The 17885-nt window shown below is 55.2% G+C and carries 17 protein-coding genes; 16 read left to right on the top strand and 1 reads right to left on the bottom strand.

Annotated features, from left to right (window positions below; genetic code table 11):
• Positions 1-7 precede the first annotated feature (7 nt).
• The 4 genes from aspS (at position 8) to ACFSKT_RS18710 (ending at position 5870) form a co-directional block, all read left to right on the top strand.
• Positions 8-1825, top strand: coding sequence for an aspartate--tRNA ligase (gene aspS, locus ACFSKT_RS18725; protein WP_377718677.1), 1818 nt, complete (start codon positions 8-10; stop codon positions 1823-1825).
• Positions 1826-1927: 102 nt separating this feature from the next.
• The gene (locus ACFSKT_RS18720; protein WP_377718678.1) at positions 1928-2683 is read left to right on the top strand and encodes a tRNA threonylcarbamoyladenosine dehydratase; all 756 of its coding nucleotides are present in this window, start codon (positions 1928-1930) and stop codon (positions 2681-2683) included.
• 291 nt (positions 2684-2974) lie between these two features.
• Entirely contained in the window at positions 2975-4285 is a 1311-nt protein-coding gene (locus ACFSKT_RS18715; RefSeq protein ID WP_377718679.1) for a replication-associated recombination protein A, read from the top strand.
• Positions 4286-4556: 271 nt separating this feature from the next.
• Positions 4557-5870, top strand: a complete 1314-nt coding sequence (locus tag ACFSKT_RS18710; protein ID WP_377718680.1) for a hemolysin family protein — start codon at positions 4557-4559, stop codon at positions 5868-5870.
• A gap of 123 nt (positions 5871-5993) precedes the next feature.
• Here the strand turns inward: ACFSKT_RS18710 and mnmA are convergent, their stop codons facing one another.
• Positions 5994-7112, bottom strand: coding sequence for a tRNA 2-thiouridine(34) synthase MnmA (gene mnmA, locus ACFSKT_RS18705; RefSeq protein WP_377718681.1), 1119 nt, complete (start codon positions 7110-7112; stop codon positions 5994-5996).
• Positions 7113-7355: 243 nt separating this feature from the next.
• Here mnmA and cymR point away from each other — a divergent pair, with 243 nt between their 5' ends.
• The 12 genes from cymR (at position 7356) to ACFSKT_RS18645 (ending at position 17880) form a co-directional block, all read left to right on the top strand.
• Positions 7356-7775 (top strand): cysteine metabolism transcriptional regulator CymR, encoded by a 420-nt coding sequence (gene cymR, locus ACFSKT_RS18700; protein ID WP_377718682.1) that lies wholly within the window; start codon positions 7356-7358, stop codon positions 7773-7775.
• A gap of 63 nt (positions 7776-7838) precedes the next feature.
• Positions 7839-8993, top strand: coding sequence for a cysteine desulfurase family protein (locus ACFSKT_RS18695; RefSeq protein ID WP_377718683.1), 1155 nt, complete (start codon positions 7839-7841; stop codon positions 8991-8993).
• A gap of 16 nt (positions 8994-9009) precedes the next feature.
• The gene (locus tag ACFSKT_RS18690; RefSeq protein ID WP_377718684.1) at positions 9010-9558 is read left to right on the top strand and encodes a PRC-barrel domain-containing protein; all 549 of its coding nucleotides are present in this window, start codon (positions 9010-9012) and stop codon (positions 9556-9558) included.
• On the top strand, positions 9555-9752 hold the full coding sequence (locus ACFSKT_RS18685; protein ID WP_148930243.1) for a hypothetical protein: 198 nt from the start codon (positions 9555-9557) through the stop codon (positions 9750-9752). Before ACFSKT_RS18690 ends, ACFSKT_RS18685 begins: the two co-directional genes overlap by 4 nt.
• Before the next feature lie 153 nt (positions 9753-9905).
• A complete protein-coding gene (locus tag ACFSKT_RS18680; RefSeq protein WP_377718685.1) occupies positions 9906-10976 on the top strand; it encodes an AI-2E family transporter in 1071 nt (356 codons plus the stop codon).
• A 587-nt stretch (positions 10977-11563) separates the two neighbouring features.
• Positions 11564-14200, top strand: coding sequence for an alanine--tRNA ligase (alaS, locus tag ACFSKT_RS18675; protein ID WP_377718686.1), 2637 nt, complete (start codon positions 11564-11566; stop codon positions 14198-14200).
• 49 nt (positions 14201-14249) lie between these two features.
• Positions 14250-14513, top strand: a complete 264-nt coding sequence (locus ACFSKT_RS18670) for an IreB family regulatory phosphoprotein (RefSeq protein WP_148930240.1) — start codon at positions 14250-14252, stop codon at positions 14511-14513.
• 33 nt (positions 14514-14546) lie between these two features.
• Positions 14547-14963 carry a Holliday junction resolvase RuvX gene (ruvX, locus tag ACFSKT_RS18665; RefSeq protein ID WP_377718687.1) on the top strand — a complete coding sequence of 139 codons (417 nt, stop codon included), beginning with the start codon at positions 14547-14549 and terminating at the stop codon, positions 14961-14963.
• An 8-nt stretch (positions 14964-14971) separates the two neighbouring features.
• Positions 14972-15274: a DUF1292 domain-containing protein gene (locus ACFSKT_RS18660; protein WP_148930238.1), complete on the top strand. Its 303-nt coding sequence runs from the start codon at positions 14972-14974 to the stop codon at positions 15272-15274.
• 38 nt (positions 15275-15312) lie between these two features.
• Positions 15313-15612 (top strand): DUF1292 domain-containing protein, encoded by a 300-nt coding sequence (locus ACFSKT_RS18655; protein ID WP_377718688.1) that lies wholly within the window; start codon positions 15313-15315, stop codon positions 15610-15612.
• Between the two features lie 144 nt (positions 15613-15756).
• Complete coding sequence (gene mltG / locus ACFSKT_RS18650; protein ID WP_377718689.1) at positions 15757-16887, top strand: endolytic transglycosylase MltG; 1131 nt, start codon at positions 15757-15759, stop codon at positions 16885-16887.
• Positions 16888-16917: 30 nt separating this feature from the next.
• Positions 16918-17880 (top strand): peptidase U32 family protein, encoded by a 963-nt coding sequence (locus tag ACFSKT_RS18645; RefSeq protein WP_377718778.1) that lies wholly within the window; start codon positions 16918-16920, stop codon positions 17878-17880.
• Positions 17881-17885 lie beyond the last annotated feature (5 nt).

Here is a 17885-nt window from a genome sequence, read left to right as displayed (position 1 = left end):
AAGCTTTATGATGCTCAAAACGCATGCATGCGGAACGCTTTCCAAAGCCCACGTGGGCCAAACGGTAACCTTGAACGGTTGGGTGCAGCGCCGCCGCGACCTTGGCGGAGTCCTCTTCATCGATCTGCGCGATCGTACCGGCATTATTCAAATCGTGTTCAACCCGGATTTCTCGGGCGATGCGCTGGCCATTGCCGATCGCGCGCGCAATGAATACGTACTCGCCGTTCGCGGTACGGTGGTCGAGCGCGACGCCGAGACGGTGAACGCCAACCTTGCCACGGGCGAGATCGAAGTGCGTGTAACCGAAATCGAAGTCATGAACGCGGCCAAGACGCCTCCGTTCCCGATCGAAGACGGCGTTGAGGTCGACGAGTCGCTTCGCCTGAAGTACCGCTACCTGGACCTGCGTCGTCCGGAAATGCAGAAGACGCTTATGCTGCGCTCGAAAGCGGCCAAAGTATTCCGCGACTTCCTTGACGGCGAAGGCTTCATCGATGTCGAGACGCCGATCTTGACGAAGAGCACGCCGGAAGGCGCGCGCGATTATCTGGTGCCAAGCCGGGTTCATCCGGGCGAATTCTTCGCGCTGCCGCAATCGCCGCAAATTTTCAAGCAGCTGCTGATGGTGAGCGGTCTGGAGCGTTACTATCAAATCGCACGCTGCTTCCGCGACGAGGACCTTCGCGCGGACCGTCAGCCGGAGTTCACGCAAGTCGACATCGAGACCAGCTTCTTGTCCCAGGATCAGCTGCTCGAGCTGATGGAACAGCTCGTCGTGCGTTTGTTCCGCGAGACCAATAACGTGGAAATCCCGACGCCGTTCCAACGGATTACGTACGCGGATGCGATGAACAAATACGGCTCTGACAAGCCGGACCTTCGCTTTGGTCTCGAGATGGAGGACATTACCGACATCGTGCGCGCAAGCGAAGTGAAGGTGTTCGCTTCCGTCGCGGCCAGCGGCGGCGTCGTGAAGGCGCTGAACGCGAAGGGCTGCGCGAGCTGGAGCCGTAAGGAGCTTGACGACCTGCAGCCGTTCGCGGCGCGCTACGGCGGCAAGGGCTTGGCATGGGTCACGGTGAAGGAAGGCGAATGGCGCGGTCCGATCGTGAAATTCTTCAAGCCGGAAGAAATCGCGGCGCTGACCGAGAAACTCGGCGTCGAGGAAGGCGACCTGCTCCTGTTCTCCGCGGACAAGAAGAAGGTTGTCGCCGACGTGCTCGGCAATCTGCGCCTGAAGATCGGCAAGCAGCTCGGCCTGATCGACGAGTCCGCATTCAAATTCGCTTGGGTCGTCGACTTCCCGCTTCTCGGCTGGGACGAAGAGGCGAAACGTTATGTCGCTGAGCACCATCCGTTCACGCGTCCGAACGAAGACGATCTGCACCTGTTCGAATCCGATCCAGGCCAGATCCGCGCGCAAGCGTATGACCTTGTCCTGAACGGCTACGAAGTAGGCGGCGGTTCGATGCGGATCTTCAAGCGCGACGTGCAGGAGAAAATGTTCAAGGCGCTTGGCTTCTCCCTGGAAGAAGCGCATGAGAAGTTCGGCTTCTTGCTGGATGCGTTCGATTACGGCACGCCTCCGCACGGCGGCATCGCGTTCGGCTTCGACCGTCTGGTCATGCTGATGTCCGGCCGCACGAATCTGCGTGAGACGATCGCCTTCCCGAAAACGGCAAGCGCGACCGATCTGTTGACCGATGCGCCTTCGGAAGTCGACATTTCACAGCTGCAGCAGCTGCACATCCGCACGCTGCCGAAGCCGGTCAAACAAGCGGAGCCGGCTGCGGCAGGCGCTGCGCCGACAGCTCAATCCTAAATTCCGATGCGGTTCGGCCAGTCAACAGCGGCCGGGCCGCTCTCTTTTCCCGTTATAAGAAAGAGGAGAAACCGAAACTAGACGACAAAGGAGGCACTTGATATGCTGCATCAATTTTCCCGGACGGAGCTTGCGATCGGACCCGAGGGGCTTGAAATTATGAAGCGGAGCACCGTGGCGGTACTTGGCATCGGGGGTGTAGGCTCCATCGCCGCAGAAGCGCTGGCGCGCACGGGCGTAGGGCGGATCATTCTGATCGACAAAGACGTCGTCGACATCACGAACATCAACCGCCAGATTCACGCGCTCACGACGACGGTCGGCCAGCCGAAAGCCGATCTCATGCGCGAGAGGATCAAGCTGATCAATCCGGATTGCGAGGCGATCTCGCTGCGCATGTTCTATACCGAGGAGACGTACGAGAAGCTGTTCGAATACCCGCTCGACTTCGTGGTCGACGCGTCGGACACGATTTCGTACAAAATCCATCTCATCAAACAGTGTCTCGAGCGGAAGATCCCGATCATCTCCAGCATGGGCGCCGCGAACAAGATGGACCCGACCAAATTCCAGATTGCCGACATTTCGAAAACATCGATGGACCCGATCGCCCGCGTCGTGCGGACCAAGCTGCGTAAGGACGGTATTAAGAAAGGCGTGAAGGTCGTCTTCTCCACGGAGCAGCCGAAGAAGCCGCGCGAGGACGTGACGCAGCGCATCGTGCCGGAGAACGCCCCGGAGATCCGCAAGGCGCAGCAGCCGCCGGCGAGTAATGCCTTTGTGCCCCCCGTGGCCGGCTTGATTATGGTCAGCGAAGTGGTCAAAGATTTGCTTGCCGCAGGCGGCGTCGAGATTTAACGGCTCGTACCGCTCCACCTATATACAACGCGCAACCCAAAGACGCCTGAGACGGAGCAATCGCTCGATCGGGCGTCTTTTTTCGTTGTCTGAGTCGCGATCCTATCGTTTCGGGAGTACTAGAGAAAACCAATCTTTCTTACAACCCTCGTCCCTTCTTTCAAGGCGGGAACCGGGCAAATAAGGGCTTTTTGCCGTTATTCGGTCATTGGCGAACATCTGTGCGAGTATGCTATGATGATAGAATGAGGTTGAACGAACATGGAAAATAATCGCGGGCAGGTGTGACGAGTGGACTTATTTTCGTATCAAGAGGAGACGGAAGCGCCGCGAGCCAAGCTGCTGGCCGACCGGATGCGGCCGGAGACGATCGAAGATTATATCGGGCAAGAACATATCGTGGGGCCGGGGAAGCTGCTTCGGCGCGCAATCGAAGCGGATCAAGTATCCTCGGTTATTTTGTACGGACCTCCGGGGTGCGGGAAGACGACGCTCGCGCATATTATCTCGAAGCGGACGAAAGGCATCTTCGTGAAATTGAACGCGGTCGATGCATCCGTCAAAGACGTGCGGGAAGTGATCGAGGCCGCGCGCACGAACAAGGCAATGTACGATCGCAAGACGATCTTGTTCCTCGACGAGGTGCACCGCTTCAATGCATCGAGGCAGGATGCGCTGCTGCCGGCCGTCGAACAAGGCATAATCATTTTCATCGGGGCGACGACGGAGAACCCCTTTCACTATGTGAACGGAGCGCTCTTGTCCCGCTCCACGCTGTTTCAGCTTGAGGCGTTGACGAGACATGATGCCATGACGGCCATGCAGCGGGCGATCGCGGATAAGCAGCGGGGTCTTGGCTTCATGGATCTTACCGTGGACGAGGAGGCGCTCGCGCATATCGCGAACATGGCAGGCGGCGATATTCGACGCGCGCTCAACGCGATCGAGCTGGCCGCGGTCACGACGCCTTCTCAGCCGGACGGCTCGGTGCACGTGACGCTTGCGGTCGCCGAAGAATCCATTCGCAAGCCGACGATTCGAGCGGATGAATCTACGCAATACGACGTGCTCTCCGCCTTCCACAAAAGCGTGCGTGGTTCTAGCGATGCGGCGCTGTTCTGGTTTTTGTACGCCGTCGAGCGGCTGGGCATGGATCCGATGACCTTCTTGCGTCGGCTAATCGTCGCCTGCAGCGAAGATATCGGCCTTGCGAATCCGCAAGCGATGGTGCAGGCGGTGACGGCGATGGATGCGTACCACAAGATCGGCTGGCCGGAGGCGAAGTATAATATCGCCCAAGCGATCCTGTTCGCCGTCGAGAGTCCCAAATCGAATGCCGCGGCGCTCGCCATCGGGAGCGCCATGACGGCGATCGAATCGATCGGCACGGCGGAAGTGCCGCTGCATCTGCGCGACGCTCATTACAGCGGAGCTCAGCGGCTTGGCCATGTGGGCTATCAATACCCGCATGATTTTCCGGGTCATTACGTGAAGCAGCAGTATTTGCCGGACCGGCTGGACGGCAAGCAGTTTTACAAGGCGACTGCGCAGGGAACCGAGGATAAAATCCGTCAAAATCAAGCGAAACGCGTCGGAAAGTAGCAGCGAGGGGACAAAAACGCGAGCATCAGGGCGCTATCGGCGCATAATGGCCGACCTTTACCGAATAAACATACCATACGCACCGAAATCGGTGCAGACGCACTTCCCGCGGTTTGACGCGGGAGGCTGGATTCGTCTAATCTAATATTATGGCCTTACCTACATTTTTTTATCCAAAAGGAGGTGTACCTGTCACCGACCGCCGGTTTTCGTTCGGCACTCGGTTGGCAGGAGTTTCTTGAGTGACCCGTTACCCATATGGTTGAATGGAATGTTGATTTTCGTGCTAGTCTTTTTGAACGGCTTTTTCGTCGCGGCTGAATTTGCGATGGTGAAGGTTCGAGGCAGCCGGATCGATACGTTGGTATTGGACGGCAATAAGCGCGCGCGATTTGCATCCAATGTCACGACGAATCTGGACGCATATCTGTCCGCGTGTCAATTAGGCATCACGCTCGCGTCGCTCGGTCTAGGATGGATCGGGGAGCCCGCGATCGCGGATGCGATTGAACCGATGCTCCGGAAGTTGAATTTCGGAGATGCGCTCATTCACACCATCGCGTTTATCATTGCGTTTTCCGTCATCACGCTATTGCATATCGTGCTCGGAGAATTGGCGCCGAAGACGGTAGCGATCCGCAAATCGGAACAGGTTACGTTGTGGACCGCCTTGCCGCTCATCGTATTTCACAAAATCATGTATCCGTTCATTTGGTTTCTCAATGGCACCGCTAACAGGATATTGAAGCTTATCGGGATCGAGCCTGCAGGCGAGCATGACTCGGCCCATACCGAAGAAGAAATCCGAATTCTTATGAAAGAAAGCCACAAGTCCGGTCTCATCGATAATACGGAACTCACCCTCGTGGACAATATATTCGATTTTGCGGAGACGAACGCCAGGGAAATTATGATTCCTCGCACCGAAATGACCTGCTTATATACGAACCTCCCGTTCGAGGAGAACCAAGAGATTGCGCTGCGCGAGATGCACACGCGCTATCCGGTATGCGACGGCGACAAAGATAACATCGTCGGTTTCGTCCATATCAAAGACATGCTGAAGTACGCGGCCCAAGGCGTTACGGACGTCAAGTCCATTCTGAGGCCGATCACGACCGTGCCCGAATCGATGCAAATCAGCACGCTGCTCAAGCTGATGCAGAAGAAGAAAACGCAAATCGCGATTCTTATCGATGAATACGGCGGAACGAGCGGTTTGGTTACGCTGGAAGACATTATGGAGGAGATTGTCGGGGAAATACAGGACGAATTCGACGAAGAGCGCCCGGATATCGAACGCCTTAACGATTCCACCCATTCGATTAACGGCTTGATGCTGATTGAAGAAGTGAACAGCTACTTCGGTCTGGATATCGATACCGACGACTACGATACGATTGGCGGCTGGCTCTACTCGCAGATCGAAATCCCGCCGACCCGCAACCAGCGGATCGAGCTGCCGAACGGGTTGGAGTTCATTATCGAAGAGACGGATCATTTGCGCATTTCCCGTATCCTGCTGAGAAAGCAGGGAAACCATTTTGAGCCCGGTACCGATGAACTCCAGGCGGAGACCGGCTGATCGGGACAACGGGACTTGGCCATACTCGCTTACAGCCCGAATTAACGTTAAACGATAAAAGGCAGATCCTCTTGAGGATCTGCCTTTTTGAGCTGGCTCACAGCGCAGCGCTACCTTTGCTCGTTATCCCGCATGCGGCTCGAATTGCACCTGATCGATCGTGCCTCCGCCTAGGCAGACATCGCCTTCGTAGAAGACGACTGCTTGGCCGTGCGTGATCGCTTTTTGCGGAGCATCGAAGACGACATCGGCCGTCGTGCCGTCCGCGCGGAACGTAATCGTGACGCCTTGGTCAGGCTGGCGGTATCGGAATTTGGCCGTGCAGCGAACAGAACCTTCCGGCAGCGCCCCGGAGATCCAATTCACGCCGGTCGCGGTCAAGCCGTACGAGTAGAGACTCGGATGTTTATCGCCCTGCACGACGTACAGAATATTTTCCTTCAAGTCTTTCGAAGCGACGAACCACGGCTCGCCTGTGCCCGAACCGCCGATACCGAGACCTTGGCGCTGGCCGAGCGTGTAATACATCAGGCCGTCGTGGCGGCCTTTCTCTTCGCCGGTGACCAGGTCGATCATAGGTCCGGGCTGAGCAGGCAAGTAACCGCTCAGGAAGGATTTGAAATTGCGCTCGCCGATAAAACAGACGCCGGTGCTGTCCTTCTTCTTCGCGGTCGCAAGCCCGGCTTCTTCCGCGAGACGGCGGACTTCAGGCTTCGGCAGATGGCCGATTGGGAACATCGCCTTGGCCAATTGGTCTTGTCCGAGCGCGTGCAGGAAATACGTCTGATCCTTGTTGCCGTCTACGCCGCGAAGCAGGCGAGTCGTGCCGTCCGCATCGCGTTCGACCCGCGCGTAATGGCCGGTGGCCAAATAGTCGGCGCCGAGGTCGAGCGCCTTCTTCAGGAAATCGCCGAATTTGATTTCGCGGTTGCACATGACGTCCGGATTCGGCGTCCGCCCGCGGCGGTATTCGTCCAGGAAGTAAGCGAATACCTTGTCGTGATAGGCTTGTTCGAAGTTAACCGTATAGTAGGGAATGCCGATCTGCTCGCAGACGCGGCGCACGTCCTCTGCATCGTCTTCGGCCGTACAGTGGCCGAATTCATCGGTATCGTCCCAGTTTTTCATGAATATGCCGATTACATCGTAGCCCTGTTGTTTCAGCAATAGGGCAGTCACGGAGGAATCGACGCCACCGGACATGCCGACGACGATCCGGATGCTGCTGTTATCTTGATTCATCGTAATACCACCACCTTCTATGATAAAACGGGCGGGACTTTCGCCCCGCACCGCAAGTTTCTCTATTGTAGCACAGATGAAACGTATTTTTCATGAGAATGTCATGCTTTTTTACCCAAAACGGCCGAGGATATGTTAACATAGATATGATATGGGAATACCAAGTTTTATTGATGTATGTGGTGAAGGCATGACTTGATTTCCGCATATGCATTCTCGGGATCGAAAGAAGAGGTGTCATAGTTGAAGATATCGACTAAAGGCCGTTACGGGTTGACGATTATGATGGAGCTTGCTGCCAAGTTCGGCGAAGGCCCAACCTCGCTCAAGAGCATTGCTGAGCGTAACGGTTTATCGGAGCACTATTTGGAGCAATTGATCGCGCCGCTACGCAACGCCGGATTGGTGAAGAGCATCCGCGGGGCATATGGAGGATACATTCTCTCGAGAACCCCGGAATCGATCACGGCAGGGGACGTCATTCGAATTCTCGAAGGTCCGATCTCACCGGTCGATTTTACGGAAGAGGATGATCCGGCCAAGCGCAACTTGTGGCTGCGTATTCGCGACAGCATTGCCGAAGTGCTCGACTCGACAACGCTCGAGGATCTGGTCACGTACAAAGAAGAAGGCTCGCAGGACTCCTACATGTTCTACATCTAGCAAACTAACAGCGGTCCGGCGTCCGTATGCGAAAGCCGGGCCTTTTGTAAGGACGGAATGTTTATGGAACGTATCTATTTTGATCATGCCGCATCGTCGCCGCTTCATCCCGATGTGGCCGATGCCATGATGGCTGTATATAAAGAGACGTTCGGGAATGCCTCGAGCACGCACAGCTTCGGACGCGCGGCCAAAGCGCTGCTCGGCCGATCGCGCGAGCGGATCGCCGCAGCGGTAGGCTGCGCGCCGAACGAGCTGTATTTCACATCAGGCGGAACCGAAAGCGATAACGCCGCGATTGCCGGTGTGGCAAGAGCGATGCATAAACAAGGGAAAGCTCACATCATTACTTCTTCGGTCGAACATCATGCCGTATTACGGACATGCGAAGCGCTGCAGAAGGAAGGATTTGAGCTTACTGTGCTTTCGGTCGATGCGTCGGGTCTTGTGTCGCCTGCCGATGTCGAGGCCGCGATACGTCCGGATACGGCGCTTATCACTGTCATGTACGCCAACAACGAGACGGGAACGATCCAGCCGATCGAAGCGATCGGGACGATCGCGCGCGAACGCGGCATTCCGTTTCATGTGGACGCCGTGCAGGCGCTCGGTTCGATTCCGATCGACCTGAAGATGCTGCCCGTGGATCTGATGAGTTTCTCCGCGCACAAAATCAACGGTCCGCAAGGGATTGGCGCTTTGTATATAGCGAAACATCTTCCGTTTGAACCTCTGTTATTCGGCGGCTCCCAGGAGCGCAAGCGCCGGGCGGGAACCGAGAATCTCGCCGGCGCGGCCGGCTTTGCCGCTGCCGCCGAGCTTGCTGTGAATTCCTTGACGGAGAAGAAACTTTTTCTGGACAAGCTTCGTCTTAATTGGATAGAACGCATGAAAGGTACCTACGGCGCCGAACGAATCGCGGTGAACGGCCACCCGACCGAGACGCTGCCGCACATCGCGAACCTCAGCTTTATCGGTTCCGACACCGAGACCTTGCTCATGAATTTTGACTTGGCTGGTATTGCCGTATCCGGAGGCTCGGCTTGCACGGCCGGGGCGATCGAACCGTCGCACGTGCTGATCGCCATGGGAATTTCCGAAGCGCGTTTGACGTCCGCCGTCCGGTTTAGTTTCGGTTTGGGGAATACTTTGGAGGAACTTGAGCGGGCGCACAAGAAAATTGCAACTTTCTTGAATCGCATCCGTACTAACGCTTAGGAGGACTCCAGTCGCCGTGATTAAACTTCAACATGTCATCGGTCTTCCCGTATTGGAGCTTCACTCGGGTAAGCAGGTCGGTCACGTGAAGGACGCCTGGTTCGACGAACACTGGCAGCTGACCGGAATCGTGCTTGATGCGGGCCGGCGATTTTTTACCGCGATGAAATCCGTCTTATGGACGGACGTCGTCAAATGCGGCGATGATGCCGTGCTGATTGCTAGCGAGACGGCAGTCAGCCATGCCGGTAAAGCCGACGTGCACCGCTCCTTTCACAACGGCCCCGTTCGCTTGAAGGACCTGATGGTCGTCACGACGGACGGTGAACAGCTTGGACGCGTCTCCGATGTTTATTTTAGTGATTTACAGGGTACACAAATAGTAGGCTATGAGCTAACCGACGGTTTTATTGCGGATATTATGGATGGCCGCAAGTGGCTGCCCGTTCCGAAGGATCCCGACACCGTCATGCTCGGCAATGATGCGATCATCGTTCCGGCCGGCAGCGAGCTGCTGCTGGAGCCCGTCGCAGCTTCTGATTCGGATATAGGGAGAAATGTATGATGAGATGTCCCAACTGCAACTCGAAAGATATCGGTAAAATCGGTTCCCACCAGTTCTATTGCTGGGGCTGCTTTATTGAATTGACCGTGAACGGCGACAAGATGTCCGTCTTCCAGGTGGAAGAGGACGGTACGCTGAGCTCGCTCGACGATCTTTTCTTCGAGGACGAGATCACCCAAGTGCACGCGAATTAATAACGATGAACCTAAGAGACGGTTTCCGCCTGGCGGAGGCCGTCTTTTTTGCCGTTGTCCGCCTGATCGTGCTGTGTTTTCCTGAAGGGGATGAAACGGGGAAGTTGTACATATACTTGTACAAACTGCGGTGAGGAAAGGAGGGGAGCGGACGTGGAACGTTTTACGAACAGCCGTCTGTTCAGAGCGCTCGTGTTTCTGATCTTGGGGCTGATTGCCCTCTATTTGCTGCTGCTCGTGAAGCCGATCATCGTGCATATATACGCGTTCCTCAAAGCGGTTTTCGCACCTTTCTTGATCGCGATGATCATCTCGTACGTCTTGAATCCGATCGTGAGCCTGCTCCATGAGCGTAAAGTGCCTCGAACCTTCGCGGTATTGCTCATCTATGCGGTATTTTGCGCGTCGCTGGCCGTTATTCTGATTAATGCGATCCCCATGTTCATGGAGCAGCTGCAGGAATTGAACCACCACATGCCGGACTTGACGATGCGCGCGCATAGCCTCGTCAACGACTTGAACAATTCCTCTTATTTGCCGGAGAGCTTCAGAGGGAGCATCAACAATTCGCTGTACAAGCTGGAGAAGATGGCGACCGAAGCCGTATTTTCCTTCATTAATAATATCGGGGCCATGCTGAACGTCGTATTCATCGCGTTCATTATCCCGTTTCTCGCGTTTTATATTTTGAAGGATTTCGAAGTGTTCGAACGGACGATTTTGACATATGTGCCCAAGCCGCACCGAAAGCACGCGGTTCGCATGCTCAAAGATATTGACGCCGCGCTCGGCAGCTATATTCGGGGGCAATTTCTCGTCTGCGTGATTGTGGGTGGATTGGCTTACCTGGGTTATTGGATCATCGGCCTTCCGTACCCGCTGCTGCTCGCGAGCATCGTGGCGGTCACGAACATCATCCCGTACTTGGGCCCGTTCATCGGGGCTGCTCCGGCGCTGGTGGTAGCTTCCACGATCTCATTCAAAATGATGCTGCTGGTCGTCGTTATCAACACGCTCTGCCAGATTCTCGAGGGCAATGTGATCTCGCCTCAGGTCGTTGGTCGAACGCTGCACATGCATCCGCTATCGATTATTTTCGTGCTGCTCGTCGGCGGAGAACTGGCGGGCATCGTCGGCATGATTTTGGCGGTGCCGATCTTCGCGGCGGCCAAGGTGGTTGTCCAGCATCTATTCGCCTACTACGTTAGACGAAAGATCGTATGATTTGACAGCTGGGATGAAATACCGATATACTAAAAAGTAGACGATTATCGTCATAATGTTAAATCGGCGATGAAACATGAAGTACGCCATAGCCCTTCAACCAGAGATGAAACTTCTTCGCGGCCGTATGTTCGACCGCGTAGGCTGGGAAAGTTTCAATGAAGAAGAATGGCGGAAAGCTCGTTTCGGAGAGTGGAAGAACTCCACCGGCTGGACCCGTTAGCGTCCGCAGAGGAGATTGTCTCCTTCGTTTCTTTCGAGAGCGAGAGCAGGCAATAACCAGGGTGGTACCGCGAATGATCGTCCCTGTTATAGACAGGGGCGTTTTTTGTTTTTTCATCATTCAAGCTATATCAGTTGGAATTAACGAAACGAACAATTGTGCGGAGAAAGATTGATGAATCTGAAGAAGCGAAGCGTTCGCCTTTGTGTGGGTTATCAACCTTGAACATTATATCTAAAGATAACCGTGAACAACAGCGATCGTAAGATCATCACTCTTGCGCAGCAATTATATTGTTCGTACGTTGTTGGTCAACTAATATAGCGTCACCGTCACTATTCACGTCACTGGAGGCATGGAGAACATGAAAGCTGCAGAAATCCGTTCCAAATGGCTTGCATTCTTCGAGAGCAAAGGACACAAAATCGAACCGAGCGCATCGCTCGTGCCGCACAACGATCCGTCGCTGCTCTGGATCAACGCGGGCATGGCGCCGCTTAAGGCGTATTTTGACGGCCGGGTCATCCCCGATAACCCGAGAATCGCCAACTCCCAAAAGTGCATTCGCACCAACGATATCGAGAACGTCGGCAAAACCCGCCGTCACCATACGTTCTTCGAAATGCTCGGCAACTTCTCGATCGGCGATTATTTCAAAGAAGAAGTCATCACGTGGGCGTGGGAGTTCCTGACCGACCCGAAGCATATCGGCTTCGACCCGAATCGTTTATCGGTCACGGTGTATCCAGAGGATGAAGAGGCATACCGTTACTGGAACGAGAAAATCGGCTTGCCAGCCGAGCGCATTTACAAGCTCGAGGAGAACTTCTGGGATATCGGCGAAGGTCCGTGCGGCCCTTGTACGGAGATCTTTTATGATCGCGGAGACAAATACGGCGATCTGAACGATCCGGAATGCTGGCCGGGCGGCGAGAACGAGCGCTTCCTGGAAGTATGGAATCTCGTGTTCTCGCAATATAATCATAATAAAGACGGCAGCTACACGCCGCTTCCGAATAAGAACATCGATACGGGCGCGGGTCTCGAGCGGCTCACGTCGATCTTGCAGGACGTCGATTCGAACTTCGACACCGACCTGTTCATGCCGATCATCGAGCGGACGTGCGAGATTGCCGGCGTACGTTACAAAGTCAACGCGGATCACGACGTAGCGCTCAAAGTCATCGCCGATCATATCCGCACCGTGGCATTCGCGGTAGGCGACGGCGTTCTGCCGTCCAACGAAGGCCGCGGCTATGTCATCCGCCGTCTGCTTCGCCGCGCGGTCCGCTACGGCAAAACGCTCGGCGTCGACCGTCCGTTCCTGCATGAACTGGTCAGCATTGTGGGCGGCATTATGGGCGTTTACTATCCGGAAGTCGTGGACAAGCGTGAATTCATCGAGAAGGTTATCCGCACGGAGGAAGAGCGTTTCCACGAAACATTGTCCGACGGTTTGGCGCTTCTGGCGGATTTGGTTAAACATGCACGTCAAGCTGGCCAAACGGAAATCGGCGGTCAAGATGCGTTCAAGCTCTACGATACGTACGGCTTCCCGTTCGACCTCACCGAAGATTACGCGTCCGAGCAAGGCTTCACGGTCGACCGCGCCGGATTCGATGCGGCGATGGACGCGCAGCGCGAACGCGCACGCGCGGCACGCCAAGATACCGGCAGCATGAACGTGCAAGGCGGCCCGTTGGCGGATTACACGGAGAAGTCCGAATTCGTCGGCTATAACGATCTGACGCTGGAAGGCGCCGTCGTGAAAGCGATCGTGGACGGAAGCGCGCTCGTCGAATCCGCCGAGGAAGGCGCCCGCGTGCTCGTGCTGCTCGATCGTACGCCATTCTACGCGGAGAGCGGCGGCCAAATCGGCGATAAAGGCACGATCATCGGCGACGGATTCGTGCTGCAAGTCGAAGACGTCACGAAAGCGCCACACGGTCAAACGGTTCATCATGGCTTCGTCGAGAGCGGCACGCTTCAGACGGGCGCAGCGGTTCGCGCCGCCGTCACGGCACGCACGCGCGAAGCGATCATCAAGAACCATACGGCGACCCACTTGCTGCATCGCGCGCTCAAGGATGTGCTGGGCGAGCACGTCAATCAAGCGGGATCGCTCGTTGAGCCGGATCGTCTCCGTTTCGACTTCTCGCATTTCGGCGGTATCAGCGCGGAAGAGCTGGCTGATATCGAACGTCGCGTGAACGAGCAAATTTGGTTGGGCACGCCGCTTCAAATCAGCACGATGCCAATCGCCGAAGCGAAGGCTCAGGGCGCAATGGCGCTGTTCGGCGAGAAATACGGCGACACGGTTCGCGTCGTTCGCGTCGGCGATTACAGCATCGAGCTGTGCGGCGGCTGCCATGTTACGAACACGGCGCAGATCGGACTGTTCAAGCTGCTCGGCGAGAGCGGCATCGGTTCGGGGGTGCGCCGGATCGAAGCCGTAACGGGCCAACACGCATACGAATACGTCGAAAGCCAGCTGGAGCTGCTTAAGCAAGCGGCGGGACTGCTGAAATCGAATGCCGTCGACGTACCGAAGCGGATCGACGCGCTGCATGCGCAGGTGAAGGAGCTTAGCCGCGAAAACGAATCGCTGCAGGGCAAACTAAGCCGCATTGAAGCGGGTTCGTTGGAATCGTCGGTCAAGACGGTGGGCGGCGTCAGTGTGCTGGCCGCCAAAGTAAGCGCCCCGAATATGGATGCGCTTCGCGGTATCGCGGATGAGCTGAAGACGAAGGTGGCGAATGCTGTCATCGTACTGGGCGCGGCGGCAGAAGGCAAAGTCAACCTGGTCGTGTCCGTATCGCCGGAGCTGGTGAAGCAGGGCTTCAACGCGGGTAAAATCATCAAAGAAGCGGCAGCGGTTTGCGGCGGCGGCGGCGGCGGTCGTCCGGATATGGCCCAAGCCGGCGGCAAAGATCCGTCCAAGCTGGAAGAGGCGCTCCGAATTGCCGAAGAACTGGTTCTCTCGCAGGCAAATGTGATATGATAAGAATATCAAACGGCTGTTAAGCGGCTTGGAAAGTGAGGTGCTGGCGATGAATTCCATGGACAGAACGATGAAGTTCGATGTAAAGGCAGAGGGACTTGAAACTTCTTCGAAGGACATCTTGTTATCCGTCTATAATGCGCTGCAGGAGAAGGACTACAATCCGATCAACCAGATCGTCGGCTATTTGCTGTCCGGAGACCCCGCATACATTCCGCGGCATAACAATGCCAGAAGTCTCATTCGCAGGAAGGAACGCGATGAGCTGATCGAAGAGCTTGTCCGCTCTTACTTAAGTCAGCACCGCCAATAAGACCGTTCAGCACGATAAGGGGATGAAAGTCGCATGCGCGTCATGGGCATTGATTACGGCGACCGCAACATCGGCATCGCCGTCAGCGACGCGTTCGGCTGGACCGCGCAACCGGTAAAGGTCGTACAGAAGCGGCGTGACGACGGCGAACTCGACGAGATCGCCGCGCTGACGAAGGAACATGAAGTAAGCGAGATCGTGGTCGGTTTGCCCAAAAATATGAATGGCACCGTCGGTCCGCGTGGCGAAATTTGCATCGCATTCGCACAATCCTTGCAGCAAAAACTAAACTTACCCGTTCACCTTTGGGACGAAAGGTTGACGACGGTCGCAGCCGAGCGAACGCTCATCGAAGCAGACGTCAGCCGGAAGAAGCGAAAATTAGTGGTGGACAAAATGGCGGCAACGCTCATTTTGCAAAATTATCTCGATTCTAAAACGAAAAGGTGAGGGTTACGATGACAAAGGACGACATGCAGTTCGAAGAACCAGAAATCATCTACATTCCGGACGAGGACGGCAATGAGGAAGAGTTCGAGGTTGTCATGAAGTTTGAGGTGGATGGCTCCGATCAAAAATATATGATGGTCGTTCCGCTGAATGCCGAGGAAGACGACGAAGAAGCAGACGAGGTGTACGCGTTCCGATATGAAGAAGAAGGCGACGACCTGAAGCTGTACACGATCGACGACGAGGAAGAGTGGAACATGGTTGAAGAAACGTTCAACACCCTGCTCGCCGAGATCGACGAGAACGACTAGCGCATTAAGCTGCGTAGGTCGAAAGGAGCGTCAGACGTTTGAAACCAGTTGAACGCATATCCGTTTTGGGTCCGATTTACGGCCGCGAGGTCGAGCTTGTCGGCGAAGACGGAGGAACAGAACCATTCCAGATCGCGGCGGAATTCCGGATCGGCGAACAGATGTATGCCGGTTTGCAAACCGAAGCGATGCGCAAGGAAGACGAAGTCGCATTTTTCCGGATCGTCCAACAGGACGGCGGAGAGCCCGAGCTTGAGTCGATTGACGACGAAGATGAATGGGAAGATGCGGCGGAAGCTTACGACGACCTGTTGTTTATCGGCGAAGAACAGCCTTAAGGCTGGTTCGACGACGGAAGCGATTGGTCGATGATTTGAAGATGCTTGGAAGCAGGGGCGGTCTAAGGCCGTCCCTTTTCCACGGCATTTGAAGCCTAAGCAGTCTTAGCTACCCGTACCGCAGCCGAAATGGAGGACCTGAGCTTGGATTATCAGAAGCAGCCAGTGAAAGGAGCGCAAGACGCGGGTCGTAGCGCGCGCAGAGGGCCGTCAAAAGCACGGATCACGCTGTGGGTGATTACCTCGCTTCTTGGACTCTTTATTGTTATTGCAGCAAGCATTGCCTTTTATATTTGGAACGGTTTGCGACCTGCTCCCGCGGGCGACGTTCGCGAGGTCGTATTGGAGAACGGCATGTCGCCGTTTGAGTTTGCGCAAGTACTGGAAGACCAAGGGATTATCCGAAACGGCTTTATTTTCAAATATTATTTGCGGTATAAAGATGAAGGATCGCGGTTCCAGGCAGGGACATATGAACTTACTCCCGGCATGGATATCGACGCGGTCATCGCGAAATTGAATGCAGGCGAAACGGTGGAAGCCGAGACGATTCGCTTTACGATACCGGAAGGATTCACGGTCAAGCAGATCGCGGATGCCTTAAGCAAAGAGGGGCTTGTCGATCGGGATGCATTCCTCGCGCTAGCGGACGGGACAAGCCAATGGGCCGATGTCGAGGCGATTCGCGGCATCCCGGATAACAAAGACCTCAAGCACCGACTGGAAGGTTATTTGTTCCCAGAAACCTACGAGATGGAGAAAGGAAGCACGGCGGAACAAATTATGGACCGCATGCTCAAAGAGCTCGATCGCAAGCTGGTTTCCTTGCCGGAAGAATGGGAAGAGGCGATGAAAGAGCGCGGCGTTACTTTCCATGAATTGATGACTATTGCCTCCTTGGTCGAACGCGAAGTCGTCGTGGACAAGGAAAGAGCGCTCGTCGCAGGTGTCATCTACAACCGGTTGAAGGCCAAGATGCCGCTGCAAATCGACGCGACCGTGCAATATTTGCTCGACAAACAAAAAGAAAGGCTGTTGGTGAAAGACCTGGAGGTCGAAAGTCCCTACAACACGTACAAAACGAACGGATTGCCGCCTGGACCGATTGCGTCGCCGAGTTTGAAGTCGATTGAAGCGGCGTTATATCCCGAAACCTCGGAATTCCTATTCTACGTGACAAAGAAGGATGGCTCAAACGAGCACTTGTTCGCCCGCACGTTCAGCGAACACAACCGCAACATTCGCAAGAGCAACGAAACTTCGACGCAAAACTAACTACGAACTCGATGAGAAGGAGGGCGCATGATGGCAACGAAGCCCGAACTATTATCCGGCGCTGCTTCAGTGGAGGAATTAAAGCGGTTCGCGGAAGCCGGAGCCGACGCATTCGTGATCGGGGAATCTCGTTACGGCGTTCGTCTGCCGGGCGATTTCTCGGTCGAACAGATCGCAGAAGCGGTAGCCTACGCCAAACCGCACGGGATAAAGATTTATGCGGCCATAAATAACGTCTTGGATAATGATACCGTTCGTACCCTGCCTGAGTATATGAAACAAGTCGTGGAAGCAGGCGTGGACGCGATCGTGTTCGGTGATCCGGCCGTGCTGATGACGGCGCGTGCCGAAGCGGCGGGGACGGCACTCCATTGGAATGCGGAGATGACGTCCACGAACTACGCTACGGCGGATTATTGGGGAAGACGCGGCGCTACTCGCTTTATTACCGCACGGGAGCTTAACATGGAGCAGGTGCTGGAGACGAAAGCTAAATCTTCTCTTGAAATTCAAGTGCAAGTACATGGCTTGACGAATATTTATCATTCCAAACGTCCGCTCGTTCGCAACTATATCGACCACCAAAGCGAAGGCGCTGGCGAGCAGCCGATCCAACTACCCGGAAAAGGGGTGCCGCAAGGCACGATTGAAGAAGGTTTGTATTTAATGGAAGCGGAGCGTCCGAATGAACGGTATCCGATTTACGAAGATGCCAATGGCACGCATATTATGAGCGCGGACGATTTGTGCATGATCGAGAATTTGCATGAGTTGATGGAAGCGGGTATCGACAGCTTCCGAATCGAGACGCTGCTCAAATCCGCCGAATATAATGAAACCGTGATTCGCGCTTATCGTGCGGCCATCGACGCGTATGCCGCCGATCCGGACGGCTACCGGTTCAACGAATCGTGGCTGGAAGCAATTCAAGCTTTACAAGATCCGAATCGCGAGTTATCCTATGGGTTCTTCTATAAAGAACAAGTGTATTGATCAGG

Origin of the sequence: Paenibacillus xanthanilyticus, from assembly GCF_042682185.1 — a bacterium.
In the GTDB taxonomy this organism is placed as follows: Bacteria; Bacillota; Bacilli; order Paenibacillales; family Paenibacillaceae; genus Paenibacillus_Z; species Paenibacillus_Z xanthanilyticus.
This window is presented reverse-complemented; position numbering and strand designations above follow the sequence as displayed.

Excerpts from the sequence above, each read along its gene's own strand:
- ACFSKT_RS18710 (WP_377718680.1), top strand. The coding sequence starts at position 4,557 with ATGTTGATTTTCGTGCTAGTCTTTTTGAACGGCTTTTTCGTCGCGGCT.
- ACFSKT_RS18645 (WP_377718778.1), top strand. The coding sequence starts at position 16,918 with ATGGCAACGAAGCCCGAACTATTATCCGGCGCTGCTTCAGTGGAGGAA.
- aspS (WP_377718677.1), top strand. The coding sequence starts at position 8 with ATGATGCTCAAAACGCATGCATGCGGAACGCTTTCCAAAGCCCACGTG.
- ruvX (WP_377718687.1), top strand. The coding sequence starts at position 14,547 with ATGCGCGTCATGGGCATTGATTACGGCGACCGCAACATCGGCATCGCC.
- ACFSKT_RS18670 (WP_148930240.1), top strand. The coding sequence starts at position 14,250 with ATGAATTCCATGGACAGAACGATGAAGTTCGATGTAAAGGCAGAGGGA.
- alaS (WP_377718686.1), top strand. The coding sequence starts at position 11,564 with ATGAAAGCTGCAGAAATCCGTTCCAAATGGCTTGCATTCTTCGAGAGC.
- mnmA (WP_377718681.1), bottom strand. The coding sequence starts at position 7,112 with ATGAATCAAGATAACAGCAGCATCCGGATCGTCGTCGGCATGTCCGGT.
- ACFSKT_RS18685 (WP_148930243.1), top strand. The coding sequence starts at position 9,555 with ATGATGAGATGTCCCAACTGCAACTCGAAAGATATCGGTAAAATCGGT.
- ACFSKT_RS18660 (WP_148930238.1), top strand. The coding sequence starts at position 14,972 with ATGACAAAGGACGACATGCAGTTCGAAGAACCAGAAATCATCTACATT.
- ACFSKT_RS18720 (WP_377718678.1), top strand. The coding sequence starts at position 1,928 with ATGCTGCATCAATTTTCCCGGACGGAGCTTGCGATCGGACCCGAGGGG.
- ACFSKT_RS18695 (WP_377718683.1), top strand. The coding sequence starts at position 7,839 with ATGGAACGTATCTATTTTGATCATGCCGCATCGTCGCCGCTTCATCCC.